The organism is Nocardia brasiliensis IFM 10847 (assembly GCF_000710915.1).
Classification (GTDB): domain Bacteria; phylum Actinomycetota; class Actinomycetes; order Mycobacteriales; family Mycobacteriaceae; genus Nocardia; species Nocardia brasiliensis_A.
Genome location: NZ_BAUA01000076.1, coordinates 1 through 25154 on the forward strand (window position 1 = coordinate 1; position 25154 = coordinate 25154).

General features: G+C 67.7%; 22 protein-coding genes and 2 tRNA genes. 14 read left to right on the plus strand and 10 right to left on the minus strand.

Annotated features, from left to right (window positions below; all coding sequences use genetic code 11):
- Positions 1-147 precede the first annotated feature (147 nt).
- Positions 148-1359: an MFS transporter gene (locus NBRGI_RS16205; protein ID WP_029897149.1), complete on the minus strand. Its 1212-nt coding sequence runs from the start codon at positions 1357-1359 to the stop codon at positions 148-150.
- Positions 1360-1451: 92 nt separating this feature from the next.
- On the opposite strand from NBRGI_RS16205, the gene NBRGI_RS16210 reads away from it, so the two are divergent.
- From NBRGI_RS16210 to NBRGI_RS16230, 4 genes are all read left to right on the plus strand, one after another.
- Positions 1452-2339 carry a LysR family transcriptional regulator gene (locus NBRGI_RS16210; RefSeq protein ID WP_029897151.1) on the plus strand — a complete coding sequence of 296 codons (888 nt, stop codon included), beginning with the start codon at positions 1452-1454 and terminating at the stop codon, positions 2337-2339.
- Positions 2340-3103: 764 nt separating this feature from the next.
- Complete coding sequence (gene serA / locus NBRGI_RS16220; protein WP_014987151.1) at positions 3104-4702, plus strand: phosphoglycerate dehydrogenase; 1599 nt, start codon at positions 3104-3106, stop codon at positions 4700-4702.
- A 24-nt stretch (positions 4703-4726) separates the two neighbouring features.
- On the plus strand, positions 4727-5734 hold the full coding sequence (locus NBRGI_RS16225; RefSeq protein WP_029897154.1) for a 3-isopropylmalate dehydrogenase: 1008 nt from the start codon (positions 4727-4729) through the stop codon (positions 5732-5734).
- A gap of 173 nt (positions 5735-5907) precedes the next feature.
- Positions 5908-6501: a Uma2 family endonuclease gene (locus NBRGI_RS16230; RefSeq protein ID WP_029897156.1), complete on the plus strand. Its 594-nt coding sequence runs from the start codon at positions 5908-5910 to the stop codon at positions 6499-6501.
- Between the two features lie 87 nt (positions 6502-6588).
- Here NBRGI_RS16230 and NBRGI_RS16235 read toward each other — a convergent pair whose 3' ends face one another.
- Positions 6589-7197 carry a TetR/AcrR family transcriptional regulator gene (locus tag NBRGI_RS16235; protein ID WP_029897158.1) on the minus strand — a complete coding sequence of 203 codons (609 nt, stop codon included), beginning with the start codon at positions 7195-7197 and terminating at the stop codon, positions 6589-6591.
- A 131-nt stretch (positions 7198-7328) separates the two neighbouring features.
- Positions 7329-8516, minus strand: a complete 1188-nt coding sequence (locus NBRGI_RS16240; protein ID WP_029897160.1) for an MFS transporter — start codon at positions 8514-8516, stop codon at positions 7329-7331.
- Between the two features lie 246 nt (positions 8517-8762).
- On the opposite strand from NBRGI_RS16240, the gene NBRGI_RS16245 reads away from it, so the two are divergent.
- The 4 genes from NBRGI_RS16245 (at position 8763) to NBRGI_RS16260 (ending at position 11453) form a co-directional block, all read left to right on the plus strand.
- Positions 8763-9536, plus strand: a complete 774-nt coding sequence (locus NBRGI_RS16245) for a fumarylacetoacetate hydrolase family protein (RefSeq protein WP_029897162.1) — start codon at positions 8763-8765, stop codon at positions 9534-9536.
- Between the two features lie 16 nt (positions 9537-9552).
- Positions 9553-11025 carry a glutamate--tRNA ligase gene (gene gltX / locus NBRGI_RS16250; protein WP_029897164.1) on the plus strand — a complete coding sequence of 491 codons (1473 nt, stop codon included), beginning with the start codon at positions 9553-9555 and terminating at the stop codon, positions 11023-11025.
- A gap of 134 nt (positions 11026-11159) precedes the next feature.
- Positions 11160-11231 (plus strand) — tRNA-Gln (locus NBRGI_RS16255).
- A gap of 149 nt (positions 11232-11380) precedes the next feature.
- Positions 11381-11453: transfer RNA gene (locus NBRGI_RS16260), tRNA-Glu, on the plus strand.
- A gap of 419 nt (positions 11454-11872) precedes the next feature.
- Here NBRGI_RS16260 and NBRGI_RS45240 read toward each other — a convergent pair.
- From NBRGI_RS45240 to NBRGI_RS16275, 3 genes are all read right to left on the minus strand, one after another.
- Positions 11873-12076 (minus strand): DUF5302 domain-containing protein, encoded by a 204-nt coding sequence (locus NBRGI_RS45240; protein ID WP_029897167.1) that lies wholly within the window; start codon positions 12074-12076, stop codon positions 11873-11875.
- A 181-nt stretch (positions 12077-12257) separates the two neighbouring features.
- Entirely contained in the window at positions 12258-12758 is a 501-nt protein-coding gene (locus NBRGI_RS16270) for a PPOX class F420-dependent oxidoreductase (protein WP_029897168.1), read from the minus strand.
- A gap of 33 nt (positions 12759-12791) precedes the next feature.
- Complete coding sequence (locus NBRGI_RS16275) at positions 12792-13493, minus strand: IclR family transcriptional regulator (protein ID WP_029897171.1); 702 nt, start codon at positions 13491-13493, stop codon at positions 12792-12794.
- Positions 13494-13662: 169 nt separating this feature from the next.
- Here NBRGI_RS16275 and leuC point away from each other — a divergent pair, with 169 nt between their 5' ends.
- The 3 genes from leuC to NBRGI_RS16290 all read left to right on the plus strand — a co-directional run bounded on the left by leuC (position 13663) and on the right by NBRGI_RS16290 (position 16544).
- Positions 13663-15084, plus strand: coding sequence for a 3-isopropylmalate dehydratase large subunit (leuC, locus tag NBRGI_RS16280; RefSeq protein WP_029897173.1), 1422 nt, complete (start codon positions 13663-13665; stop codon positions 15082-15084).
- A gap of 35 nt (positions 15085-15119) precedes the next feature.
- A complete protein-coding gene (gene leuD, locus NBRGI_RS16285) occupies positions 15120-15728 on the plus strand; it encodes a 3-isopropylmalate dehydratase small subunit (RefSeq protein WP_014987140.1) in 609 nt (202 codons plus the stop codon).
- 156 nt (positions 15729-15884) lie between these two features.
- Positions 15885-16544, plus strand: a complete 660-nt coding sequence (locus tag NBRGI_RS16290) for an HU family DNA-binding protein (protein ID WP_014987139.1) — start codon at positions 15885-15887, stop codon at positions 16542-16544.
- 249 nt (positions 16545-16793) lie between these two features.
- On the opposite strand, the gene NBRGI_RS16295 is transcribed toward NBRGI_RS16290, so the two are convergent.
- From NBRGI_RS16295 to cofC, 3 genes are all read right to left on the minus strand, one after another.
- Entirely contained in the window at positions 16794-17732 is a 939-nt protein-coding gene (locus tag NBRGI_RS16295; RefSeq protein WP_029897176.1) for an NUDIX hydrolase, read from the minus strand.
- 20 nt (positions 17733-17752) lie between these two features.
- Positions 17753-19912, minus strand: coding sequence for an RNA degradosome polyphosphate kinase (locus NBRGI_RS16300; protein ID WP_029897178.1), 2160 nt, complete (start codon positions 19910-19912; stop codon positions 17753-17755).
- A 153-nt stretch (positions 19913-20065) separates the two neighbouring features.
- Positions 20066-20749, minus strand: coding sequence for a 2-phospho-L-lactate guanylyltransferase (gene cofC, locus NBRGI_RS16305; RefSeq protein WP_029897180.1), 684 nt, complete (start codon positions 20747-20749; stop codon positions 20066-20068).
- A gap of 31 nt (positions 20750-20780) precedes the next feature.
- On the opposite strand from cofC, the gene NBRGI_RS16310 reads away from it, so the two are divergent.
- From NBRGI_RS16310 to NBRGI_RS16320, 3 genes are read left to right on the plus strand one after another with little or no spacing between them, the layout of a single operon-like run.
- Positions 20781-21776 (plus strand): NAD(P)H-dependent glycerol-3-phosphate dehydrogenase, encoded by a 996-nt coding sequence (locus NBRGI_RS16310; RefSeq protein ID WP_029897182.1) that lies wholly within the window; start codon positions 20781-20783, stop codon positions 21774-21776.
- A gap of 23 nt (positions 21777-21799) precedes the next feature.
- The gene (locus NBRGI_RS16315) at positions 21800-22900 is read left to right on the plus strand and encodes a D-alanine--D-alanine ligase family protein (protein ID WP_029897184.1); all 1101 of its coding nucleotides are present in this window, start codon (positions 21800-21802) and stop codon (positions 22898-22900) included.
- 32 nt (positions 22901-22932) lie between these two features.
- On the plus strand, positions 22933-23943 hold the full coding sequence (locus NBRGI_RS16320) for a D-alanine--D-alanine ligase family protein (RefSeq protein ID WP_029897186.1): 1011 nt from the start codon (positions 22933-22935) through the stop codon (positions 23941-23943).
- A gap of 129 nt (positions 23944-24072) precedes the next feature.
- Here NBRGI_RS16320 and NBRGI_RS46445 read toward each other — a convergent pair whose 3' ends face one another.
- The gene (locus tag NBRGI_RS46445) at positions 24073-25047 is read right to left on the minus strand and encodes a DUF3515 domain-containing protein (RefSeq protein ID WP_081878109.1); all 975 of its coding nucleotides are present in this window, start codon (positions 25045-25047) and stop codon (positions 24073-24075) included.
- Positions 25048-25154: the final 107 nt, after the last annotated feature.

A 25154-nucleotide genomic window follows, 5' to 3' on the forward strand; every position in this document is an offset into this window, starting at 1 on the left:
CACCGAGACGCGATACTCGCGCGCGATCCGGTCCAACTCGTCGTCGATGGACCCGACCACGGTCGGGTCCATCGAGGCGGGAACGGCGCGCAGGGACATGGGGCCGATGCTATGCGGCCGATGATCTACGTCGCATCTCGTTTTTCGCTATCCGCGCTGCTCGGGCCGGCCCGGGGTGGGGCTGACCGTGGCGATCGCCAGCGCGGTGAGCACCAGCACGCCGCCGAGCCACATCGCCGAGGTGACGCCGAACGCGTCCGCCATCCGGCCGCCGAGCAACGAGCCCAGCGCGATGGCGCCGTTGAAGACGCCCGCGTTCAACGAGGACGCGCCCTCGTTGGCGTCCGGCGCGGCGGCGAAGACCCAGTTCTGCGCGGTCACCGAGACTCCGCCGTAGGACAAGCCCCACACCACCATGAGCACCACCGCCAGGATCAGCGATCCGCCGAGTACCGGCACCAGCAGCACGGTGACGGCCAGCGGCACGCCGATGCTCAGCAGGGTCCGCCGCGGATTGCGGACGCCGGTGCTGCCCGCGCCGAAATTGCCGAGGACACCGGCGATTCCGTAGATCAACAGGAGGGTGCCGATGGTGCTCGCGCCGACTCCGGTCACCTTCTCCAGCAGCGGACGGATGTAGGTGTAGGCGGCGAAGTGCCCGGTCACCAGGAACGCGATGACCAACAGTCCGGTGCTCATCTGCGGCCGCCGGGTCAATCGCAGCGCGGCGCGTAGCGAAACGCCCTGCGTCGCGGACAGTTTCGGCAGTACCGCCGCCACCGTGAGCAGCACCGCGAGGGCGAGGCCCGCGGTGACGACGAACGCCGTGCGCCAGCCTGCGAGCGCGCCGAGGTAGGTGCCGGTCGGCACGCCGATCACCGAAGCCACCGCGACGCCGCTGAACACCAGCGCGGTCGCGGTGCCGACCGAGCGCGCGGGCACCAGGCGCGCGGCCATGCTCGCCGCGATCGCCCAGACACCGCCGATCGCGATGCCGACCAGCACCCGCGCGCCCATCATGACGCCGAAGCTGGGCGCCAGGGCCGAGCCGAGGTTGCCGAGCACCAGGACCGCGAGCAGCCCGCACAGCACGAGCTTGCGGTCGATCCGCCGCAGTGCCGCGGGCAGCAGGGGTGAGGCCGCCGCCGCGACGAAGCCGGTCGCGGTGAGCGAGAGTCCGGCCGCCCCTTCGCTGACCCGCAGAGTGTCGCTCATCGGGGTGAGCAGGCCGACCGGCAGCATCTCGGAGGTGACGACCGTGAAGGTGGCGCCCGTCACGGCGCCGACGCCGAGCCAGCCGCGCCGCGTCGAACCACCCGCCTCCGGTGCTGGACTCGTGACTTCTCGAACCTGTGTCATGTGTCCAGACAACGGCTTCGGCCGGGGTGGAAACAACGGCGAAGGTCTCATCGTTCTATGAGCTGGACTCATCGACGGTGGAGAGGAAGCCCATGACTGGCTTGGAGGTGCGCGAGCTGGAGGCCTTTCTCGTGTTGGCCGAGGAACTGCATTTCGGGCGGGCGGGCGATCGCCTGTACGTCTCGCAGAGCCGGGTGAGTCAACTGCTGCGGGCGCTGGAGCAGCGGGTCGGTGCGCGACTGATCGAACGGACGAGCCGCAAGGTCGCGCTCACCCCACTGGGCAAGGATTTCCTGGCCGAGTTGCAGCCGGCCTACGACGCGTTGCGGGCGACGGTGGACGGCGTCCGCGCGGCGGCGCGCGGCATGGAAGGGCTGCTGCGCATCGGCTTTCAGGGTTCGACGAGCGAAAACCTCGCGGCCGCGGTCGCGTTGTTCGGCAGCCGCTTCCCGTCCTGCGCCACCGAGGTGATCGAGATCCCGCTGGCCGACCCGTTCGGCCCGGTGCAGCGCGGCGAGGTCGATATCGCGGTGGTGCTGTTGCCCATGGGGGAGAGTGAACTCGTACTGGGACAGGTCTTTTCGGAGCAGCCGCAGATGCTGGCGATGCATCGGGACCATCCGCTGGCCGGCCGGGGCAGCCTGTCTGCGGAGGATCTCGCCGAGTTCGCGCTGATCGGCGTGCGTGGGCCCGCGCCGCAGTACTGGCGGCGGGCCCAGGCGCTGGACGTGACCCCGGGCGGGCGACCGGTCGCCGCCGGACCCGAGGTCGGCACGCTGTGGGAGGGGATCGAGGCGGTGGCCGCGGGGCACGGCGCGATGCTGCTGTGCCATCCGACCGCCGTGTTCCACGACCGGCCCGAGGTCGCCTTCGTGCCGGTCACCGGGTTGGCGCATTCCCGGCTCGGGTTGGTGTGGCACCGCAATCGTGAAACCGCCCGGGTGCGGGCGTTCTCCCGTGCGGTCGCCGCCGTCAGCTGATAATCCGTCGGGCGTTATGTGATGCATTATTCGACTGCGCGAGTCGCCATCCCGGACCCGCCTGTCTGCGTTGTTCCGGTAACTCGACGAGCCATTTGTTTCGGTTAGGTGCGCGCATAATTCGACAACCTACGCTGTCGTAACCGAGTGTCTTATCGTGTCCGACCCTCACTCGGCTGCCAGAGATTTCTCAGAGAGAATTCAGCTTTGCCCCGACCGGGTGCCGCGGCGGTTGTCTGCTGCGGTCAAGCCCCTGATGATCAGGGCATACGCTCGGACTGGACGTCCGACCAGGTGTTCTCTGTGATGTGACTGTTACCTACGTCACTAAATGCTCGAATTCCGTAACCGCATTTGTTCGAGGCCCGATGTGTCCTGTGTCAGCCAGTACAACTGGATTGTCTTCCAACGAAGAGGTATTTCAATGATCCCCGTTATCATCGACACCGGTAGCGCTGCCCTCGGCGGTTTCCTGGACACCTTCGGTGCCGCTCTGCACGGCATCGTCAACACCCTGTGGACGGGATCTTTCGGCGGTCGCTGAATCAACGTAACGGTCGTTTGATCGGCCGGGTCTCGCGCCATTCGGGCGCGTTTCCGGAGAGGGCCCTGCACCCGAGCGGTGCGGGGCCCTCCTCGTTTCCGGGCTACGGCGCCGGACCTACTGACGACGGCCGCCTACCAGGGGGTAGCAAGCAGCGAAACAGCGCACACTAAGCTGATCCGCGGTAATTGCCGACCCCTTTCCCCAGGAGTACTCCACAGTGAGCCAAGCAGGCCGTCCTGTTGTCCTGATCGCCGACAAGCTTGCCCAGTCGACCGTCGACGCGCTCGGTGACGGAGTCGAGGTTCGGTGGGTCGACGGCCCCGACCGTCCGGCTCTGCTCGCCGCGGTGCCCGAAGCCGACGCGCTACTCGTGCGCTCGGCGACCACGGTCGACGCCGAGGTCCTGGAGGCAGGCAAGAACCTGAAGATCGTCGCCCGGGCCGGCGTCGGCCTCGACAACGTCGATGTGCCCGCGGCCACCGAGCGCGGCGTCATGGTCGTCAACGCGCCGACCTCGAACATCCACACCGCCGCCGAGCACGCCGTCACGCTGCTGCTCGCCGCCGCGCGCCAGATCCCGGCCGCCGACGCCACGCTGCGTGAGCACACCTGGCAGCGCAGCAAGTTCAACGGTGTCGAGATCTTCGACAAGACCGTCGGCGTGGTCGGCCTCGGTCGCATCGGCCAACTGTTCGCCGCGCGCCTCGCCGCCTTCGAGACCAAGATCGTCGCGTACGACCCCTACGTCTCGCCGGCCCGCGCCGCCCAGCTCGGCATCGAGCTGCTGAGCCTGGACGAGCTGCTCGAGCGCGCCGACCTGATCTCCGTGCACCTGCCCAAGACGCCCGAGACCAAGGGCATCATCGGCAAGGAAGCCATCGCCAAGACCAAGCCGGGCGTCATCATCGTCAACGCCGCGCGCGGTGGTCTGGTCGACGAGCAGGCGCTCGCCGATGCCATCAAGTCCGGCCACGTGCGCGCCGCCGGCCTCGACGTCTTCGAGACCGAACCGTGCACCGACAGCCCGCTGTTCGAGCTGCCGCAGGTCGTGGTGACCCCGCACCTCGGCGCGTCGACGGCCGAGGCGCAGGACCGGGCGGGTACCGACGTCGCCAAGTCCGTGCTGCTCGCGCTCGCCGGTGAATTCGTGCCGGGCGCGGTGAACGTCACCGGCGGCAGCGTCGGTGAGGACGTCGCCCCGTGGCTGGACATCGTGCGCAAGCAGGGCGCGCTGCTCGGCGCCCTCTCCAATGAGCTCCCGGTGAGCGTCGAGGTGCAGGTGCGCGGCGAACTGGCCGCGCAAGACGTTGCGGTGCTGGAGCTTTCGGCGCTGCGCGGCATCTTCTCCGCGCTCGTCGAGGACCAGGTCACCTTCGTCAACGCGCCCGCGCTGGCCAAGGATCGCGGCATCACCGCGACCGTGAACACGATCTCGGAGAGCCCGAGCCACCGCAGCCTGGTCGACCTGCGCGCGGTGTTCGGCGACGGCCGCACCCTGAATGTGGCGGGCACGCTCACCGAGCCGTCGCAGGTGCAGAAGATCGTCAACATCAACGGCCGCAACTACGACATGCGCGCCGAGGGCACCAACGTCGCCGTCCTCAACTACGAGGACAAGCCGGGCGCGCTCGGCAAGATCGGCACCAAGCTCGGCGAGGCCGGCATCGACATCCTCGCCGCTCAGCTGAGCCAGGACGTGGACAAGGAAGGCGCGACGGTGATCCTGCGCGTCAACCGTGAGGTGCCCGCCGAGGTCGAGGCCGCGATCGGCGAATCCGTCGGCGCCGCCAAGGTCGTCGTCGTCGACCTGTTCTGATCGACCGAACGGAGCGTTGTTGTCATGAAGCTTGCTGTCATCCCGGGCGACGGGATCGGGCCCGAGGTCATCGCCGAAGCGCTCAAGGTGCTCGACGTGGTGGTGCCCGGCGTCGAGAAGACCGAGTACGACCTCGGCGCCAAGCGGTATCACGCGACCGGCGAGATCCTGCCCGACTCCGTGCTGCCGGAACTGCGGCAGCATGACGCGATCCTGCTCGGCGCGATCGGCGATCCGTCGGTGCCCAGCGGTGTGCTCGAGCGCGGGCTGCTGCTGCGCACCCGGTTCGCGCTGGATCACCACGTGAACCTGCGGCCGTCCAAGCTGTTCCCCGGCGTGACCAGCCCGCTCGCGGGTACCCCCGATATCGATTTCGTGGTGGTCCGCGAGGGCACCGAGGGGCCGTACACCGGGACCGGCGGCGCGATCCGCGTCGAGACCCCGCACGAGGTGGCGACCGAGGTCAGCACCAACACCCGGTTCGGCATCGAGCGCGTGGTGCGCTACGCCTTCGCGAAGGCGCAGGCCCGCCGCAAGCACCTCACGCTGGTGCACAAGACCAACGTGCTCACCTTCGCCGGATCGCTGTGGCAGCGCACCGTCGACGAGGTCGGCGCCGAGTTCCCGGATGTCGCAACGGCTTACCAGCACATCGATGCCGCGACCATTCACCTGGTGAACGATCCCGGCCGCTTCGACGTGATCGTCACCGACAATCTGTTCGGCGACATCATCACCGACCTCGCGGCCGCCGTCAGCGGTGGCATCGGCCTGGCCGCCAGCGGCAACATCGACGCCTCGGGCACGAACCCGAGCATGTTCGAGCCGGTGCACGGCAGTGCGCCCGATATCGCGGGGCAGTCCAAGGCCGACCCGACGGCCGCGATCCTGTCGGTCTCGCTGCTGCTCAACCATCTCGGCAACGCCGAAGGCGCGGCGCGCATCGAGTCCGCCGTCGCGAAGGACCTCACCGCGCGCTCGGGCAGCGCGTCGACGGTCGAGGTCGGGGATCGCATCGCGGCCGTTGTCTGATCACGAATCGCCGGAACGGCGGCCCTGCACCGAACTGATAGGTGCGGGGCCGCTATTCTTCGTGGCCGGTGCATCCCGGGGGCGGGTGTGAATCGGGGGCAGCGTGGTACTCATGCCGTGGTGGCGCCGGTTGTTCGCCGGCGACACGGCTCGGCTGGCGAACGGAGGCGCGGGTGAGCGGACAGCGACGGTCGCGGCTCGGCCCGTACACCGCGACGGATCTGCGGGGATTGCCCGGCGGCGGTAAGGGTTACGAGCTGGAGGACGGCTGGCTGGTCGAGGTGGTATCCGGCGCCAGGCACAATCACGTGGCGCAGCGTCTGGGCAGATTCATCGATGCGGGCGCGGTGGGCGCTTCCGTTCATCTGTGCGTCGGCAGTGGCTGGGAGATCAGCACGCGCAGCGGAGTTCGCAAACCCGATATCATCGTGGTGCCCAGAGAGGTGGCGCGGGCCGCAGTGGTCGCCGAAGTACCCAAACTCGTTCCGGGCGCCGAGGTTCGGCTCGCGGTGGAGGTCATCGCCCCGGGCAGCGGGACCGAGCGCACCGATCGGGTGCGCAAGGTGCACGAGTACGCGGCGGCGGGCATTCCCCAGTACTGGATCGTCGAGCACCAGCCCGATGTGCAGGTGCATCGAATGGTGTTGTCCGACGGCACCTATGGCGCCGACCCGGTGGTCGGGCCGGGCGCGGTGTTCGACGCCGTGGTGGAAGCCGATCAGCCGTTCCGGGTCACCTTCGATCCCGCTGCGCTGCTTGCTGTTTGACCGGGATTGTCCGTACTGGTCGGTTGGTGCGAGCCCGATGATGATCGAAAAGCGTTGTGTGGCAGTGCCGCAATGGCGACGGTGCGTTCAGCTCTTACTGCGCGTGCGGGGCGGGCGATGGCTGATTCCGACGGCGCGACGGACGAACGCGACTGTCTCCGGTGCGATCTCGTCGTGCAGCCGGCCCGAATCGATGCGTTCGATGGCGCGGCCGAGCGCGCCGTCGATCAAGTCCGCGGTCAGTTCGGGGTCGGGGTTGCCCATATCGTCGAGCGCCGCGCGCAACGGTGCCGCCAGATCGTGATGCGCGTGCGCGAGATCGCGCCGCGCGGCCTCGTCGCGGGGCAGGGTGCCGCCTAGTACAGCGATGCGATGTGCCCCGGATGCCGCCAGTGCCAGCGTCGTTCGGACGTAGGCGTCCACCTGGCCCGCCGGCGTCTCGGCCCGTTCGACGGTGTCCCGGACGCGTTCGCCCCACTCGTTCAACGCATCCGAGACGATCTTGGCCAAGATCTCGTCGCCGGAGCGGAAGTACTTGTAGACGCTGCTACGCGCCAGACCCGCGGCGGCGCCGACCGCCGCGGGCGTAACCGCCTGTGGCCCTTTCTGTAACAACACAACGCGTGCGGCGTCGAGTAGTGCCCGCTCTTGGTTCGCCCGGTGTTCGGCGACGGTTGGTGCGTCGATCCTCGGCATTGCACTCCTGGTCACGACGGCGACGGAAGGGTATCCATCCTACACTTGGCAACACCATGTCGCTAAACCCGACATCGCCCGGAAAGTGGGAGGATCGGTACGAAGTGGACCAATCCGTCACTGTGGCACGGCTATTGGGCGGGACGATCGGCAGGCACCAGCGGTATCGCGACCACCGCCAGCGCGGCGGCCGCGAGATAGGCGGCCGCGAATCCGCCCGCGGTGATGAGCGCGCCGAAAACCGGCGGGACGGCGGCCATCGCCAGATTCTGGCCGGTGTTCTGCAGGCCGAGGCCGCGGCCGCTCCAGTACGGGCCCGCGATCTCCGCGACCGCGGTGAAAGCGAGGCCGTTGTCGGTGACCGTGATCACCGAGGCGGCGACCAGCAACGGTATTGCCGCCCACCACATATGGGTCCAGGCGGCCAGTGCCAGGGCCGCCATGGACAGCACCGCCGCGATCGCGACGATCCGCAGCGGCCCCATCCGGCTGCCGACCCGGTCGGACCACGCGCCCGCGCCGATTCGGCCTGCGGCACCCAGGATTTGGGTGGCGGTGACCAGCACTCCCGCCGCGGCCAGCGACCAGCCGACGTCCCGGTGCAGCCACAGCAGCGCGAAAGTCCAGACCGTGCCTTGGGGAATCACCAGTAACAGGGATACGGCGTGGATACGCCACAGTGTCGTATCGCCCCGATAGGGGTTGGCACGCAACGCCGCGTCGGTTTCGGTCCCCGTGGGGCGCGGGGGATCGATGATGCCGATCAGGCAGCCGAGCGCGGCCAGACCCGCCAACGCCGCGGGCACCAGAATCGCCGCGGGCACACCATATGTCGCCGCGACCGCCGGAACAGCCAGCGCGCCGACGGCGACGCCGAGCGGCTGTGCGCCCTGCCGGATGCCCATCGCCAAGCCGCGCCGTCGCGGTGGGAACCAGCCGACGATGACCCGACCGCTGGCACCGTTGGTACTCGCCGCCCCGATGCCGCCGAGGAACAGCAGCGCGCCCAGGGCGACGTCATCGGTGGTGCACGCGGCGGCCACGCCGGCGGCCGCCATCAGCAGTGGGCCGCCGACCAGCACCTTGCGTTCGCCGATCCGGTCGACCACGTAGCCCCACGCGATCAAGGTGCAGACCAGCCCGGCGGTGGGCATTGCCACCAGCAGCCCGGCGGTGGCCAGGTGCATCCCGCGATCGGTCAGCGCGGGCAGCAGAAAGGGCACGCCCTGCACGAAGACGGCGCTGGCGGCCTGTGCGAAGACGCCGAGGCCGAGCATGGACCACCGTCGGATGTCCGTCAACGCCGTCACGGTGGTCATCGGCCTCACCTCGAAATCTCATTATTTGGGACTATATTCCCACTGAATGAACTCGCCGCCAACGCTACACCTTGCGGGCAAGCGGATTTCGCGGGTGAGCGATCTCTCACACCACGCCGCGGGCGTGCGGGCCGGGCTCGGATGTCGAACTCCTCACAGCGGTGGTGCAGCCCGTCCGCGGGGCGCGGGTGACCGCGCGGTCGGGTGCGTTCGGGCAGGTGGAAGCCGGTCGATAGACTGCCGGACATGCGTCTAGGTCGAGTTGCCAGTCCCGATGGGGTCGCGTTCGTCAGCATCGAAGGAGAAGGAAGCGACAGCATCGCGAAGGAGATCGCGGAACATCCGTTCGGTACGCCGACGTTCACCGGACGGAGCTGGCCGCTGGCCGACGTGCGGCTGCTCGCACCGATCCTGGCGAGCAAAGTGATCTGTGTCGGCAAGAACTACGCCGCACACGCGGCCGAAATGGGCGGGCCCGCACCGGAAGACCCGGTGATCTTCATGAAGCCGAACACCTCGATCATCGGGCCGAACGTGCCGATCATCCTGCCGCCCAGCTCCTCTCAGGTCGATTACGAGGGCGAACTCGCCGTCGTCATCGGCAGGCCGTGCAAGGACGTGTCCGCCGCCCGCGCGCTGGACGTGGTGCTCGGCTACACCGTCGCCAACGACGTGACCGCACGAGACCAACAGCGTCACGACGGGCAGTGGACCAGGGGCAAGGGCTACGACACCTTCTGCCCGCTCGGCCCCTGGATCGAAACCGCCCTGGATCCATCGGATCTGGAGATCGTCACCGAACTCGACGGTGAGGTCCGCCAGCGCAGTCGTACCTCACTGCTGCTGCACGACATCCCGAAGCTCATCGAGTGGATCACCACCGTGATGACGCTGCTGCCCGGCGATGTCATCCTCACCGGAACGCCCGAAGGTGTCGGACCCGTGCAGGCCGGACAGCAAGTGTCCGTGACCGTCGAGGGGATCGGCACGCTCATCAATCCCGTTGCCGCCAAACGCTGATCATCGAAAGAGAGCCATGACTGAAGTACGGGTCCGTTTCTGCCCGTCACCGACCGGCACGCCGCACGTCGGCCTGATCCGGACGGCGCTGTTCAACTGGGCCTACGCCAGGCACCACGGTGGAAAGTTCGTGTTCCGGATCGAAGACACCGATGCGGCACGGGATTCCGAGGAATCCTATCGCGCGCTGCTGGACGCGCTGCGCTGGCTCGGCCTCACCTGGGACGAGGGCCCGGAGGTCGGCGGCCCCTACGAGCCGTACCGTCAATCCCTGCGCAGGGACCAGCATCTCGACGTGGTCCGGCGGTTGCTGGCCGCGGGCGAAGCCTACGAATCCTTCTCCACGCCTGAGGAAGTCGAAGCCCGCCACCGCGCCGCCGGACGCGACCCGAAACTCGGGTACGACAACTACGACCGCGATCTCACCGCGCAGCAGATCGAGGCCTACCGAGATGCCGGGCGCCCCGCGGTGATTCGGCTCCGGATGCCCGACGAAGACATCACCTGGCACGATCTGGTACGCGGCGAAACCACGTTCAAAGCCGGTGTCGTACCGGACTTCGCGCTCACCCGCGGCACCGGCGAACCGCTGTACACGCTGGTCAACCCCGTCGACGACGCGCTGATGAAGATCACCCACGTGCTGCGCGGCGAAGACCTGCTCTCCTCGACGCCGCGCCAGATCGCGCTCTACGCCGCCCTGCGCCGCATCGGCGTGGCCGACTTCACCCCGGAGTTCGGTCACCTGCCGTTCGTGATGGGTCAGGGCAACAAGAAGTTGTCCAAGCGCGACCCCGAGTCGAATCTCTTCGTGCACCGCGACCGCGGCTTCATCCCCGAGGGTTTGCTGAATTACCTGGCATTACTCGGTTGGAGCATCGCCGACGACCACGATGTCTTCACCATGACGGAGATGGTTGCCGCCTTCGACATATCGAAAGTGAATTCGAATCCGGCCCGCTTCGATCAGAAGAAGGCGGACGCGCTCAACGCCGAGCACATCCGATTGCTGGAGGCCGGGGATTTCACCCATCGGCTGCGCGAGTATCTGACCGATCACTCGCATATCGGTGCCGAAATCGATGAGAAGCTGTTCGCCGCCGCGGCCGAACTCGTGCAGACTCGCATCGTTGTGCTGTCCGACGCTTGGGAACTGTTGCGTTTTCTGTTGGCACCCGCCGAACAATTTGCGATCGACCCGGCAGCCGGAACCAAGAATCTCGGCGCCGAAGCCACTCCGGTATTGCAAGCCGCTATTACTGCGCTGGAGCCGCTGGCCGAGTGGACCACCCCCGCAATCGAGGCCGCGCTGAAAACCGCCCTGATCGACGAACTGGGGCTCAAACCGCGCAAAGCATTCGCGCCGGTCCGCGTCGCCGTCACCGGCTCGCACATCAGCCCGCCGCTGTACGAGTCCCTCGAACTGCTCGGCCGCGACGTCAGCCTCGAACGCCTCCGCTCCGCACAGGAGTGGTCCGCAACGTCCTGACACCGCCGAAACAGCCGAAAACATGGCCTCTACCAGCCGATTTGTAGTAAACGGGTAGCCGTTTGGTACTCTTCTTCTCGGCCGGAACGCGGCCTCCCGGTCAGCCAGACTGCGAGGTCGAATTACCAGGTCATTGGGGTATGGTGTAATTGGCAACACAGCTGATTCTGGTTCAGCCATTCTAGGTTCGAGTCCTGGTACCCCAGCGGAGAGAGCAGCTGTCGACAACGGTACGCGACCGAAAATCGAACAGCACCTGGCGATTTGGTCGCCAGGCCTCGGGAAGCTAAGCTAACCGAGCCTCCAGATCGAAAGATCACAAAGGTGCTCCTCGTACCAACGAGAAGCAGTCCAAGGCCCCGTCGTCTAGCGGCCTAGGACGCCGCCCTCTCAAGGCGGTAGCGCGGGTTCGAATCCCGTCGGGGCTACAACCAGATCGAAGGCTCATGCTCACACAGAGCGTGGGCCTTTTCTGGTTTCCGCGTATTTTGTGGGGGCGAAGCCCCCACGCCCCACCCGGAGGGCTGCGCCCCCGGACCCCCCTGGCGGGGTCGCTTCGCTTCCCGCCCTGCCGTTGTCGGCAGCAGTTCGGTTCCGTTCTCGGGGTCTGTTGCGAGGGCGCTTCGCTGCTCGTGCTGCCGTTGGTCATGGCGGTTGTGGTGCTGTTGTCGGGGTCTGTTGCGGGGGTGCTTCGCTTCCCGTTGTGGTGTCGCTTCGGATCCGGGGTGTTGGGCTGGGCGTCGGCCGTGGGGTGCTTGTCTGCCCGTTGTGCCGTCGCTTCGCGTCCGGCGTGGTCGATGCTGGGGCGGAAAAAGTCAGGCCCTCCGCGGGGCGGAGGGCCTGGTGCTTATCCGCTCTTGCGGCGGAATTCGCGTTTGTGGCTGGCGTTGCCGTGGGCGGCTGATGCCTTGGAGCGGCCGTCGAGGTGGTCGGCGGTTCGGGCGTGGTTCTTGTTTTTGCGGTCCAGCGCCTCTTTGAACTTTCGTTTCACCTCTTCGGCGCTTGCGCCCTCGGAACTGCCTGAGCTCTGGGAACTATCCGGTTCCGCCATCGCCTGCTCCTCGTCGTCGCGGCCGCGCGCCGCAGCACTGGGGGCGGCGGTGCCCGGCCGATCGGTGTCGAACGGTTCGACGGTAGTCGCCGGGGGAGGGGATGTCAGGTGGATATCGCCGCGCGTCTCCGTGGCGGACGGAGACGCGCGTGCGGGGTGGCGTCTCGAGAGGTGGGATGGGTCAGTCCAGGGGGTGGGCGGTGGTGCCGCCGAAGGGGATCGGGGGAAGGCCGAGCTTGCGGTGATCCCAGCTGCGGACGCGCTCGGGGACGACGCGGATGGCGGAGCGTTTGTGCAGCATGGCCTCGACCATGGGACGCGCCTCTTCGCTGTACGGAGCGGTGTAGCGCTCCCAGACGCTGACCCCGACGGCGAACAACTGGTCGGGATCGTCGATGATCTCGGCCCGGCCCTCGATGGCGACGCCGCGCAGCTGGTCGTAGGTCTGGCCGGCCTCGACCATGCAGGTGATGCGCGGGTCGCGACGCAGATTGACCGCCTTCTGCGATTTGGTCTTGGTCTCGAACCAGATCTCGCCGTCGAGCAGCGCGTACCACATGGCGGTCAGGTGCGGCCTGCCGTCCTTGCCGAGGGTGGCCAGCGTCGCGATGCGGCTGCGCTGCAAGAACTCGGTGATCTCGGTCTCGGACATGACGATCTGCGCCCGTTGATTGACTCCCATGGGCCAACTCTAAAGGCAGATTTCTAGAACGTGTTATAGGCGCTTGTGCAGGGCCTCGGCGGCGGCGACCAGGTCGGCGGCCCAGCGGGCGCCCGGCCTGCGGCCCATCCGGTCGATCGGACCGGAGACGGAGACGGCGGCGATCACGGTGCCGCCGGCGTCGCGGACGGGTGCGGAGACGCTGGCCACGCCGGACGCGCGTTCGGCGGCGCTTTGCGCCCAGCCGCGCTTGCGGACCTCGGTGACGGCGCGTTCGCCGAAGACGGCATCGGCCAGGATGGTGCGCTGCAGCTCGGGATCGGCCCAGGCGAGCAGGACTTTCGCGGCCGAACCCGCGGTCAGCGGCAGGCGTGCGCCGACGGGCACGGTGTCGCGCAGGCCGACGGGCGGTTCCATCGCGGCGATACAGACGCGCGCATTGCCGTCCAGGCGGTACAGCTGGACGCTTTCGCCGGTGATCTCGCGCAATCGGGGCAGCACGGCCGAAGCGGCCTCCAGGAGCGGATCGGTGGCCCCGGCGGCGAGCTCGGCGAGCGCGGGCCCCGGCCGCCACAGGCCGCCGTTGTCGCGGGCGAGCAGGCGATGCACCTCGAGTCCGACGGCGAGCCGGTGTGCGGTGGCGCGGGGGAGTCCGGTGCGGGCGCACAGCTCGTTGAGACCGCAGGGATGCTCGGCGACGGCGTACAACACCGCCACTGCTTTGTCGAGGACGCCGATGCCGCTATGCTGTCTCATAGAACGATACTAGCGTCTCGGATGCTGGGAAATCCACTGCTGCGGATGCTCCCCGGCGCGGCTGCTCGCCACGCGACATCCGATCTCGCATATCCGAAAAACTTGTGCAGCCGTCGCCGCGTTCACAGCCCCGATCGCGGACCGGATGCTTGTCGAAAGGTGATCGAGAATGGCACAGCCGCGCACCATGGCCGAAAAGGTGTGGGAGCAGCATGTCGTCGCCCGTGGCGAGGGCGAGGGCGTCGGGCGCGAGCCCGACCTGATCTACATCGACCTGCATCTCGTGCACGAGGTGACCAGTCCGCAGGCCTTCGACGGGCTACGGGCGGCGGGCCGGCCGGTGCGGCGTCCCGATCTCACCATCGCGACCGAGGATCACAATGTCCCGACGGTCGATATCGACAAGCCGATCGCCGACCCCGTTTCGCGCACCCAGGTGGACACCTTGCGCCGCAACTGCGCGGAATTCGGTGTGCGGCTGCATCCGATGGGCGATCTGGATCAGGGCATCGTGCACGTCGTCGGTCCGCAATTGGGGCTGACGCAACCCGGGATGACGGTGGTCTGCGGCGACAGCCACACCTCGACGCACGGCGCGTTCGGCGCGCTGGCGATGGGTATCGGCACCTCCGAGGTCGAGCATGTGCTTGCCACCCAGACACTCTCGCTGCGCCCGTTCAAGACGATGGCGATCACCGTCGACGGCACTTTGGCGCCCGGGGTCACGAGTAAAGACCTGATTCTCGCCGTCATCGCGAAGATCGGCACCGGCGGCGGCCAGGGTTACGTGCTGGAGTATCGCGGCGAGGCGATTCGCGCGATGTCCATGGAGGCGCGAATGACCATCTGCAACATGTCCATCGAGGCGGGCGCCAGGGCGGGCATGATCGCCCCGGACGAAACAACCTATGAATTCCTCGAAGGACGGCCGCACGCCCCGCAGGGGGACGACTGGACGGCAGCAGTGGCCGCCTGGGAGGCACTGAAGACCGACGAGGGCGCGGTTTTCGACGCCGAGGTGCACATCGACGCGAACGCGCTGACCCCCTTCGTCACCTGGGGCACGAACCCGGGACAGGGCGCGCCGCTGGGCGAATCGGTGCCCGATCCCGCCCAGATAGCCGACGAGACGGCGCGCGAGTCCGCGGAGAAAGCGCTGCGATACATGGATTTGGCGCCGGGAACCCCGTTGCGCGATGTGGCGATCGACACCGTATTCGTCGGTTCGTGCACCAACGGGCGCATCGAGGATTTGCGTGCGGTGGCCGGGATTTTAAAGGGACGACGGGTCGCCGACGGAGTGCGAATGCTGGTTGTACCGGGCTCGATGCGGGTTCGCGCACAGGCTGAATTAGAAGGACTGGGCGACATTTTCGCCGCGGCAGGCGCCGAATGGCGGCAGGCGGGGTGCTCAATGTGCTTGGGAATGAATCCGGATCAGCTCGCGCCGGGGCAGCGCTGCGCCTCCACGTCGAACCGGAACTTCGAGGGCCGCCAGGGCAAAGGCGGCCGCACGCACCTGGTTTCCCCGCTCGTAGCGGCCGCGACGGCGGTCCGCGGAACCCTGTCCTCGCCTGCGGATCTGGACTGACCGGGCGCGACACCTCTACCGACTCAGGAGAATCAATGGAAGCCTTCACCGTGCATCAGGGGATCGGCGTGCCGTTCCGCCGTTCCAATGTCGATACCGATCAGATCATCCCGGCCGTGTACCTGAAGCGGGTGACCCGCACCGGATTCGAGGACGGTCTGTTCGCCGCATGGCGAACCGATCCGGACTTCATTCTGAACACCGAGCCGTACAAGCGGGGAAGTGTGCTGGTGGCCGGCCCGGATTTCGGCACCGGATCCTCACGTGAGCACGCCGTTTGGGCGCTGTCGGACTACGGCTTTCGGGTGGTGATCTCGTCCCGGTTCGCCGACATCTTCCGCGGCAATGCCGGTAAGGGCGGTCTGCTGGCCGCTCAGATGTCACAGAACGATGTCGAAATGCTCTGGAAGTTGCTCGAGGAACAGCCCGGGCTCGAATTGGTTGTGGACCTCGAGGCGCGCACGGTGACCGCTGGAACCGCCGTGTTGCCGTTCGATATTGATGACTACACACGGTGGCGTCTGCTCGAAGGATTGGACGACATCGGGCTCACTCTGCGCCGCAGCGAGACCATCGCCGAGTTCGAAAACGCAAGGCCAGCATGGAAACCCACTACCCTCCCAGCACGTATTTCGCAGTCCTAAACACCCCGCTCGGTTAGCTGGATGGGCAGGGGGCCGATAGCTGGACGTGTGCTAAACCACATGAATTTTGGCGTGGCACATAGACTCTTGCCCATTGTGGGTTTACCGTGGTACCTAGTCGGTCCGACGACGGGCCATTAGTCTGCGGAGGATTCAATGAACAAGGCGGAACTGATCGACGTTCTGACCGAAAAGTTGGGTACGGACAGGCGCACGGCCACCGCGGCAGTCGAGCATGTGGTCGACACCATCGTGCGCGCGGTGCACAAGGGTCAGAGCGTCACAATCACCGGATTCGGTGTGTTCGAACAGCGTAAGCGTGCGGCTCGGGTCGCCCGCAACCCCCGTACCGGCGAAACGGTCAAGGTGAAGCCCACTTCGGTGCCTGCGTTCCGTCCGGGCGCTCAGTTCAAGGCCGTGATCGCCGGCAAGCAGAAGCTGACCGCGAGCGGCCCGGCCGTCAAGCGCGGCGCGAATGCCCCGGTGGCAGCGAAGAAAGCGGCCGCCAAGAAGACGGCAGCCAAGAAGACTGCCGCCAAGAAGGCGACCCCGACCAAGGGCCCCGCCAAGACGACGGCGAAGAAGGCTGCCAAGAAGGCGCCCGCAAAGACCGCCGCTCGCAAGGCGACTGCGACCAAGACCGCAGCCAAGAAGGCTCCGGCCAAGGCCACGGTGAAGAAGGCTGCGGCCAAGAAGGCCCCCGCCAAGAAGGTCACCGCCGCCAAGAAGACCACTGCGGCAAAGAAGACCGTCGCCAAGAAGGCGCCCGCGAAGAAGTCGGCCGCCAAGAAGGCGCCGGCTCGTCGCAGCCGCTAGGAACAAGCGGTAAGACCGCGAAAACGGCCCCGGAGGTTCGCCTCCGGGGCCGTTTCGGCTGTCCTGACCGGCCTTTCGGGCCGTGTGGGCTGAGTTTGGCTCCCGCGCACCGTAGGCGGGCGTCGCGGGCCGGGGCCCGGTGTCCGGCAGGTTCGGCTGCCAGACGCAGCCGTAGCGGCCCTTTCCGGCCCGTCGCGGGCGGAAAGGGCCGGTTTTCCCTGTCGGGGTCCGGCTTTGGGGCCGGTGCGCTCAGGCTCGAACGACGTCGGCGGACAAGGTGCGGTCCATATGGTCGGCCGCGACCAGCCGCCCGCGGTGGCACGACAGTACCCAGACGCTGCCTTTGCGGTTGCGTGCGGAGGGCAGCGTGACACCGTCGCGGTCGGCCCACCATTGCAGCAGATCCGGAATCACCTTGCCCTGACTGCACACAACACGAACCTCGGTATCCGAGACCAGCGAGACGAGACGTTCGCGCGCCTCGTCCTGCGCTGCGGCATAACCGGTTTCGGACAGCAGCGGCTCGAGCACGATCTCGGTGCCGAGCTTCTCCGCCAACGGTGTCACCGTCTGCACGCAGCGCACCGGATCGGCCGAATGAATCTCAGATGCCCCGAACGCCAGCAGATTCGGCACCAGCACCCGGGATTGGGACTGCCCCTCCCGATCCAGCGGGCGCAACGGGTCCGGACCGGAGAAGCGGTCGCGCCGACCAGCTTTCGCGTGCCGCACCAGCAGCAGCGTGCTGGTGTCCGGTGGCAGCCGAGTGAACGCGCGCACCACCTGCCGGTCCATCGGGTAGGACAGCTGATCCATCACCCGATCCAGCGGATGCCAATTCAGCACGTCCACTTCGCTATTGGCGGTGAACTCACCACCGGCCACCGTCGCGGCCCAGTAGTCGACCCGCTTCAGCTTGCGGTGCCCCGGAATCGGGTAGGTGACGTGACCGAGGTAGCGACCGAGCTTGCAGTCCAGCCCGGTCTCCTCGCGCACCTCGCGTAGCCCGGCGAGCACCGGCGTCTCGCCGGGGTCGAGCTTGCCCTTGGGCAGTGACCAATCCTGATACTTGGGTCGATGCACGACGGCGATCTCGATCGTGCCGTTCGGCGTCCTGCGCCACACCACCGCGCCCGCGGCGTGAATGTTGGCGGTTACCCGGGGGTCCCAGAAGGGACCCCCTTCCATCTCGTACCCGGTGCGACCGCTCACTGCTGATCGGGCCTCCGCAGGCGCATGAGGAATTCCTGGTGGTCACGTACTTTCACGTCGTCATCTCCGGCGTGCTCCGGCCAAGCGAGCCAATTACCATCCGACCGGAGTACCCAGCAGCGAGTGTTGGGATGCAGGGCCGAGTCGAAAACCTGACCGAGTTGCTCGGTCAGCCGCGGATCCTTCACCTGCGCCATCACTTCCACGCGCCGGTCGAGGTTGCGGTGCATCATGTCGGCGCTGCCGATCCAGTACTGATCCTGGGCCTGGAAGTGCATGACGCGGGAGTGTTCGAGGAAGCGGCCGAGGATCGAGCGCACCTCGATGTTCTCGCTCATGCCCGGCACCCCGGGGCGCAGGCCGCAGATTCCGCGCACCACGATCTGCACCGGCACGCCGGCCAGCGAGGCCCGATAGAGCGCGTCGATGATCTCCTCGTCGACGATCGCGTTGGCCTTCAGCCGGATTCGGGCATCCTTGCCCGCCTTGGCCAACTCGGTCTCGCGCTGGATCCGTTCGATGATCCCGGCGCGCACTCCGTGCGGCGCGACGAGCAGGTTGCGGTAGTTCTCTTTTCGTGAGTAACCCGTCAGCGAATTGAACAGGTCGGTCAGGTCGGCGCCGATTTCCGGTGCGGCGGTGAGCAATCCGACATCCTCGTAGAGCCGCGCGGTCTTCGGGTTGTAGTTGCCGGTGCCGATATGGCAGTAGCGGCGGATGGTCGCGCCCTCCCGGCGCACCACCAGACACGTCTTGCAGTGCGTCTTGAGGCCGATCAGACCGTAGACCACGTGCACGCCCGCCTGCTCCAGCGCGCGCGCCCATTTGATGTTGGCCTGCTCGTCGAAGCGCGCCTTGATCTCGACCAGCGCGACGACCTGCTTGCCCGCCTCCGCCGCATCGATGAGCGCATTGACGATCGGGGAGTCACCGGAGGTGCGGTAGAGCGTCTGCTTGATCGCGAGCACCTGCGGGTCGGCGGCCGCCTGCTCGATGAACCGCTGCACGCTGGTGGAGAACGAATCGTAGGGATGGTGCACCAGCACATCGCCCTCGCGCAGCGCCGCGAACACGTTGCGCGGCGTCTCCCGCTCGCCGAACGCGGCAGGCGTCGCGGGCACGTACGGGGTGTCCTTGAGGTTCGGCCGGTCCACGCCGTACACCTGCCACAGGCAGGACAGGTCGAGCAGGCCGGGCACCTGGATGACGTCGCCGGGATCGACATCCAGTTCCCGCAACAACAATTCGAGCATGTGCTCGGTCATGTCGTCCGAGACCTCCAGGCGCACCGGCGATCCGAACCGCCGCCGGGCGAGTTCCCGCTCCAGCGCCTGCAACAGGTCTTCGTCGCGGTCCTCGTCGACCTCGAAGTCGGCGTTGCGGGTGATCCGGAACGAGTGCTGCTCAACCACTTCCATGCCGGGGAACAGCAGATCGAGGTGCGCCGCGATCAGCTCCTCCATCGGAAGGAACGCCGCGATGGGGGAATTCGAGTCGGTGCGCCGCACGCGGACGAACCGGTCGACATTGTCCGGCACCTTGACGCGCGCGAAGTGTTCGCCACCGGTCGACGAATCCTTCACCGTCACGGCGAGATTGAGACTCAGGCCACTGATGTAGGGGAAGGGGTGCGCCGGATCGACGGCCAGCGGTGTGAGCACCGGGAACACCTGATCCTGGAAGTGTCCCGAGAGGCGTTGGCGCTCATCGTCGTTGAGATCTTTCCAGTCGATGATCGCGATGCCCTCGTCGGTCAGCGCGGGCAGCACCTCGTCGAGGAAGACCCGCGCGTGCCGCTCGGCGATCTCCTGGGTGCGCTTGGTGATCAACTCGAGCTGTTCACCGGGGGAGCGGCCGTCGGCGGAGCGGACCAGTAAACCGGTCTCGGCGCGCCGTTTGAGGCCCGCGACCCGCACCATGTAGAACTCGTCGAGATTCGACGCGAAGATCGCGAGGAACTTGGCCCGTTCGAGCAGTGGCAGCGAAGCGTCTTCGGCCAGGGCGAGCACGCGCGCGTTGAAATCGAGCCAACTCAACTCTCGATTGAGATAGCGATCGCGTGGCAACTGCTCGACGGTGGCGTCCGTCGGCACCGGTGAGGCCGCGGGCGGCGGGGTGGGCAGCAACTGTTGCTTGACGGTCTCGGTATCGCTCATGCCCGTACCTCGCTGGCGCTCGGCGCCGACATGCGCGATGCGCACCGGTCCATAGTTAGCTCACTCACGCCAACGATCATCCCCTACTCAGGGTGCGATGTGCAGGCCGACACTGCGATTGCCGTCACCATCGGCCGCTGGTGTGGCGACCTTCTAGCACACTCGGCGAACGGGCTGGTGAACGCGGCCCTGCCAGCCGATGTCGTGCAGCACAGCACGGGTCGACCCGCCCGCGCCGAGCTCGATCGCCAGGTCCAGATCGTCGGCCGTATCCACATCCAGCCGTAACCCGGGCCAATCGCCGGGTAGGTCCACCGCACCCGCCGCGACATGTTTGTCCGCCGAGCCCGGCCCGAACCTCGGATCGAGCGGGGCGACAGGGTCGCGGACAAGTAGCGCGGCCGTTCCGGTGCCCGCGTGATCGACCACGATCGAGCGGACGCCGCGCGGCGCGGTCGCCAACACATCGGCCAGTTCCTCCGGCCGCAGCGCGGGCAGGTCCGCTTGCACGGCGAGCAGATCGACCGCGCCGTGCCGGTGGCGCAGCGCGGCGGCGGCATCGGCCAGTGCGGCGTTCAAGCTGTCCGGGCCGAGGGGACGCGGCTCGGGATGGACGGCGGCCCCGAGCGTGCGCGCCAGCTCGGCCACCGCCGGATCGGGCGTGACGACGGTGACCGAGGCGATCTCCTCGACGGTCGCGGCGGCGGTCACGGTGTCGGCGAGCATGGCCAGGACCAACCGGGCCCGGTGTTCCGGGCGCAGCCGGTCGGCCAGTCGACTCTTGGCCTGATCGAGGCTCTTGACCGCGATCACGGCATGCACGGCGTGCGGGCGCATGCGACCAATCCTTCCATGGCATATTGGGCAGATGACGAGGGCGGCAGTACTGGGCGCGGGATCATGGGGAACCGCGTTCGCGAAGGTTTTGGCGGACGCGGGCACCGATGTCACCATCTGGGCTCGACGACCCGAGGTCGCCGAGGTGCTGCGCACCGATCATCGCAATCCGTCCTATCTTTCCGATATTCAGTTGCCGCCGATCGCGGCCACGCACGACCCTGCGGTCGCGCTCGACGGCGCGGACCTCGTCGTCCTCGCCGTGCCGTCGCAGTCCCTGCGCGCGAATCTCGCGCACTGGAAGGACCTGATCGGCCCGGACGCGACCCTGCTCAGCCTGGCCAAGGGCATCGAGACCGGCACCCTGCTCCGGATGAGCCAGGTGATCGCCGACGTCAGTGCCGCCGACCCGAGCCGGATCGGGGTGCTGTCCGGTCCGAACCTGGCGCGGGAGATCGCCACCTGCCAGCCCGCGGCAACGGTGATCGCGTGCACCGATGCCGAACGTGCTGTCGCGGTGCAACAGGCCTGCGCCACCGGTTATTTCCGCCCGTACACCAACACCGACGTGATCGGCTGCGAGATCGGCGGCGCCTGTAAGAACGTGATCGCCCTCGCCTGCGGTATCGCCTCCGGCATGGGCCTGGGCGACAACACCGTAGCCAGCATCATCACCCGCGGTCTCGCCGAGATCATCCGGCTCGGCGTCGCCCTCGGCGCCGAACCGGCGACCCTGGCCGGCCTGGCCGGCGTCGGCGACCTCGTGGCGACCTGCACCTCGCCGCTGTCGCGCAACCGCTCCTTCGGTCACGCGCTGGGCGCGGGCGGTTCCATGGAATCGGCCCAGGAGGCGACCCACGGCCAGGTCGCCGAGGGCGTCAAGTCCTGCACCTCCATCCGCGCCCTCGCCGAAAAGCACGCCGTCGACATGCCCCTCACCACCGCCGTCCACCAGGTCTGCCACGAAAACGTCCCCGTCCTCGCCGCCGTAGGCAACCTCCTCGGCCGCCGAATCAAGCCGGAGTAGGCATGGCGGGTACGGTTCGGGGCATGACGAACCGGATCCGGGTGGCTGTGGTTTTCGGCGGGCGGAGCAATGAGCACGCTGTCTCGTGCGTGTCGGCCGGCAGCGTGCTGCGCAACCTGGATCCGGAAAAATACGACGTGGTGCCGATCGGGATCAGCACCGAAGGCACCTGGGTGCTGGCCGATTCGGCGGTCGCCGCGCTCGGGTTCCACGATCGTGCGCTGCCCGCGGTCGATGGCAGCGGCACCGCCCTCACGCTGGCCGCGGGCCCGGGCGGTTCCGGCGCGCTGGTCGCCCTCGACGATCCGCACGCGACCTTCGGTGCGGTCGATGTCGTATTCCCTATCCTGCACGGGCCGTTCGGCGAGGACGGAACCCTGCAAGGTCTGTTGGAACTCGTCGGAGTGCCTTACGTCGGGCCGGGCGTGCTGGCCAGCGCCGCGGGCATGGACAAGGAGTTCACCAAGAAACTCCTTGCGGCCGAAGGACTGCCGGTCGGCAAGCAGGTGGTGCTGCGGCCCGGCACCGCGACAGTCGATGCGGCGGACCGGGATCGGCTCGGACTGCCGGTGTTCGTCAAGCCCGCGCGCGGCGGCTCCTCGATCGGCATCACCAAGGTCACCACCTGGGCCGAACTCGATGCCGCCATCGCGGTGGCGCGTGCGCACGACCCGAAAGTCATTGTCGAGGCGGGCATCATCGGCCGCGAGGTGGAATGCGGCGTGCTGGAGTTCCCGGACGGACGGGTACAGGCGAGCATGTTGGCCGAGATCCGGATGCCGGAGGACGATGCCGCGGCGCACCCCGAGTTCTACGACTTCCAGACCAAATACCTCGACGATGTCTGCGAATTCGACATCCCGGCGAAGCTGGACGACGAAATCGCCGACAATGTACGGGAACTCGCGGTCAAGGCGTTCCGTGCGCTGGACTGTCAGGGCCTGGCCCGGGTGGACTTCTTCATCACCGCGGACGGCCCGGTGATCAACGAGATCAACACCATGCCCGGTTTCACCCCCATCTCGATGTACCCGAAAATGTGGGATGCCACCGGCATCGACTACCGGACCTTGATCTCCACCCTGATCGAAACCGCCGTCACACGCGGCACCGGACTTCGCTAGTCGCGGTCGATATCGGCGGCATCGAGCGCGGGATGAAAGCGGGTCAGATGCAGGTTGCGGTGTTGTTCGGCGGGACGAATGCCGAGCGGGATGTCTCTATTGCCACGGCGGGGCAGGTGTTTCGCGCGTTGCGCACGCGCGGGCACGAGGTCTCGGCCTACGACACCACGGCGGGCCGCCTCGATGCCGACGGCGAGGATGGGCTCATGGCGGCGACGGTCCCGGCCGAGCCGCCGCAGGTCAGCGGCGCGGTGCCGGACGTGACCATGCAATTGCTGTGCGAGCAGGGCGGATTGCGCGACGTCGACGTCGTCTTCCTGGCGTTGCACGGCGGCACCGGCGAGAACGGCACCGTTCAGGGTCTGCTCGATCTGGCGGGCGTGCCCTACACCGGCAGCGGTGTGCTGGCCAGTGCGGTGGCGATGGACAAAGACGTGTCCAAGCGACTGTTCCGGCTCGCCGGGGTGCCGACACCGGACTGGGAGATGGCGGTGGCGGACGAGTTCGACGACCGGCTCGGCTGGCCGGTGATCGTCAAACCGAACAAGCAGGGCTCCACGGTGGGCCTGACGGTGGTCAAGGATCCCGCGCACTACGCCGAGGCGGTGCGGGTGGCCCGCGCGCACGACGACGAGGTGATGGTCGAAAGATTCGTGCCGGGAAGAGAATTCGTGGTCGGCGTGCTCGGCGACGAACCGCTCGCGGTCGGCGAGATCATTCCGCAGGGCAGCGAGATCTTCGACTACCGCAGCAAATACCAGGTCGGCGGCGCGGTCGAGATCTTCCCGGCCGAGATTTCCGCCGCGCTGGCGGACGAGATGCGCGCCCAGGCGGTGCGCGCGCACCGGGCGCTCAAGCTCGGTGCCTACAGTCGCGTCGATTTCCGGGTCGACGCCGCCGGTGAGATCTGGTGTCTCGAGGCGAACACCCTGCCGGGCATGACGGCGACCAGCCTGCTGCCGCAATCCGCGGCGGCCGCGGGAATCGACTTCGCCGAACTGTGCGAGCAGATCTGCCTGCGCGCCTTGCGCAAGCTCGGTTAGCCGATTCTGCGTATCGTCGAGTCTTGCTCGTGGCGACGACGATTCCGGGGTCGGCGCTGTGCTGATCGCGCTGTCCTTCGCCGAGGTGATGTGGCGGAAGGTGAGTGGGAGGGGCCGACGCCGCAGCGTTCAGTTGGGCAGCGGCCCCGGGTCGAGCGCCTTGGCCGGGAGGTTGGCGGTGATCGCGTCGGAGACGCTTTGCAGCGGTGTGGGACCGGAGCCGTCGGGCACGGTGAGCGCGATATAGGTCTCGCGGTCGACGGCGAACCAGGTGCTGGCCTTGGCGGCCGGGTCACGGGCCTCGAACCACTGGACGTTGTTCACCAGCTGCAAGGGTGAAGCGCGGTTGAATTCGAGCGGACGGTCCAGGCCGCAGCGCAGCACGATCGCGTCACCGCCGTCGGGCCGCTGCCAGGCCCGGGTGCCGGGCGGGGAGGGTTCCACGAGAGTGGATTTGGTGAAGTCGCCGACGGTCGTCGGCAAGGCGGGCAGCAACGTCACGCATGCCTGACCGTCGGCCGCGGGGGCGGCAACCGGACCGAGGACCAGCGGTTCGCGTTCGACCGGCGCGCGCCGGGCGAGCACCGCGGCCACGAGCAACCCGACGATTAGCACCACAGGCAGTGCGACAGCCGTGGCGATCAGCGCAGGCGGATACTGCCGCGCGACCGCATCGGTGCTCGCTGCGGCCGCGGACTCTTCGGCCTCGGACTCGTCGGCGCCGCTTCGCGGTTTCGCCGCATCGGCGTCGCGATTACCCGCCGCCGTCGCATCGGCTTCAGTGCTTCCGGTAGCCGCGGTGTCAGCGCTTCCTGTGCCGGCGTTGGTGTCAGAGCTTCCGATTGCCGCGACCTTGGTGCCAGTGCTTTCCGCATCGGCGTCCGGTTCGGCGCGTCGGAGTCCCGCGGCGGTGCCGGTGCCCGTGGTCTCGGTGCTATCCGTGGCGGCGTCTGTGCCGGTGCGTCCTGTGCCCGTGCCGTCGGTGCCGGTCCGGTCCGCGGTATCGCCTGTTCCCACCGTCGAGGACTTCTCGGCGTCGCGCGCGGACGCACCGCCCACCTCGCTGTCCTTCGACGAATCGCGGTCCGACGATTCCGCCGCCATGCTCACCGCCCTTTCCTGCGCTGGATGACCGGTCGGGGCCGCGATCGCTGCCGCGGGTGCCGTGACCGGTCCGGTAGTACTCGATTGCCCTGGAAAGGGTACCGTCG

Excerpts from the sequence above, each read along its gene's own strand:
- NBRGI_RS16205 (WP_029897149.1), bottom strand. The coding sequence starts at position 1,359 with ATGACACAGGTTCGAGAAGTCACGAGTCCAGCACCGGAGGCGGGTGGT.
- NBRGI_RS16210 (WP_029897151.1), top strand. The coding sequence starts at position 1,452 with ATGACTGGCTTGGAGGTGCGCGAGCTGGAGGCCTTTCTCGTGTTGGCC.
- NBRGI_RS16225 (WP_029897154.1), top strand. The coding sequence starts at position 4,727 with ATGAAGCTTGCTGTCATCCCGGGCGACGGGATCGGGCCCGAGGTCATC.
- NBRGI_RS16235 (WP_029897158.1), bottom strand. The coding sequence starts at position 7,197 with ATGCCGAGGATCGACGCACCAACCGTCGCCGAACACCGGGCGAACCAA.
- NBRGI_RS16240 (WP_029897160.1), bottom strand. The coding sequence starts at position 8,516 with ATGACCACCGTGACGGCGTTGACGGACATCCGACGGTGGTCCATGCTC.
- NBRGI_RS16245 (WP_029897162.1), top strand. The coding sequence starts at position 8,763 with ATGCGTCTAGGTCGAGTTGCCAGTCCCGATGGGGTCGCGTTCGTCAGC.
- gltX (WP_029897164.1), top strand. The coding sequence starts at position 9,553 with ATGACTGAAGTACGGGTCCGTTTCTGCCCGTCACCGACCGGCACGCCG.
- NBRGI_RS45240 (WP_029897167.1), bottom strand. The coding sequence starts at position 12,076 with ATGGCGGAACCGGATAGTTCCCAGAGCTCAGGCAGTTCCGAGGGCGCA.
- NBRGI_RS16270 (WP_029897168.1), bottom strand. The coding sequence starts at position 12,758 with ATGGGAGTCAATCAACGGGCGCAGATCGTCATGTCCGAGACCGAGATC.
- NBRGI_RS16275 (WP_029897171.1), bottom strand. The coding sequence starts at position 13,493 with ATGAGACAGCATAGCGGCATCGGCGTCCTCGACAAAGCAGTGGCGGTG.
- leuC (WP_029897173.1), top strand. The coding sequence starts at position 13,663 with ATGGCACAGCCGCGCACCATGGCCGAAAAGGTGTGGGAGCAGCATGTC.
- leuD (WP_014987140.1), top strand. The coding sequence starts at position 15,120 with ATGGAAGCCTTCACCGTGCATCAGGGGATCGGCGTGCCGTTCCGCCGT.
- NBRGI_RS16290 (WP_014987139.1), top strand. The coding sequence starts at position 15,885 with ATGAACAAGGCGGAACTGATCGACGTTCTGACCGAAAAGTTGGGTACG.
- NBRGI_RS16295 (WP_029897176.1), bottom strand. The coding sequence starts at position 17,732 with ATGGAAGGGGGTCCCTTCTGGGACCCCCGGGTAACCGCCAACATTCAC.
- NBRGI_RS16300 (WP_029897178.1), bottom strand. The coding sequence starts at position 19,912 with ATGAGCGATACCGAGACCGTCAAGCAACAGTTGCTGCCCACCCCGCCG.
- cofC (WP_029897180.1), bottom strand. The coding sequence starts at position 20,749 with ATGCGCCCGCACGCCGTGCATGCCGTGATCGCGGTCAAGAGCCTCGAT.
- NBRGI_RS16310 (WP_029897182.1), top strand. The coding sequence starts at position 20,781 with ATGACGAGGGCGGCAGTACTGGGCGCGGGATCATGGGGAACCGCGTTC.
- NBRGI_RS16315 (WP_029897184.1), top strand. The coding sequence starts at position 21,800 with ATGACGAACCGGATCCGGGTGGCTGTGGTTTTCGGCGGGCGGAGCAAT.
- NBRGI_RS16320 (WP_029897186.1), top strand. The coding sequence starts at position 22,933 with ATGAAAGCGGGTCAGATGCAGGTTGCGGTGTTGTTCGGCGGGACGAAT.
- NBRGI_RS46445 (WP_081878109.1), bottom strand. The coding sequence starts at position 25,047 with ATGGCGGCGGAATCGTCGGACCGCGATTCGTCGAAGGACAGCGAGGTG.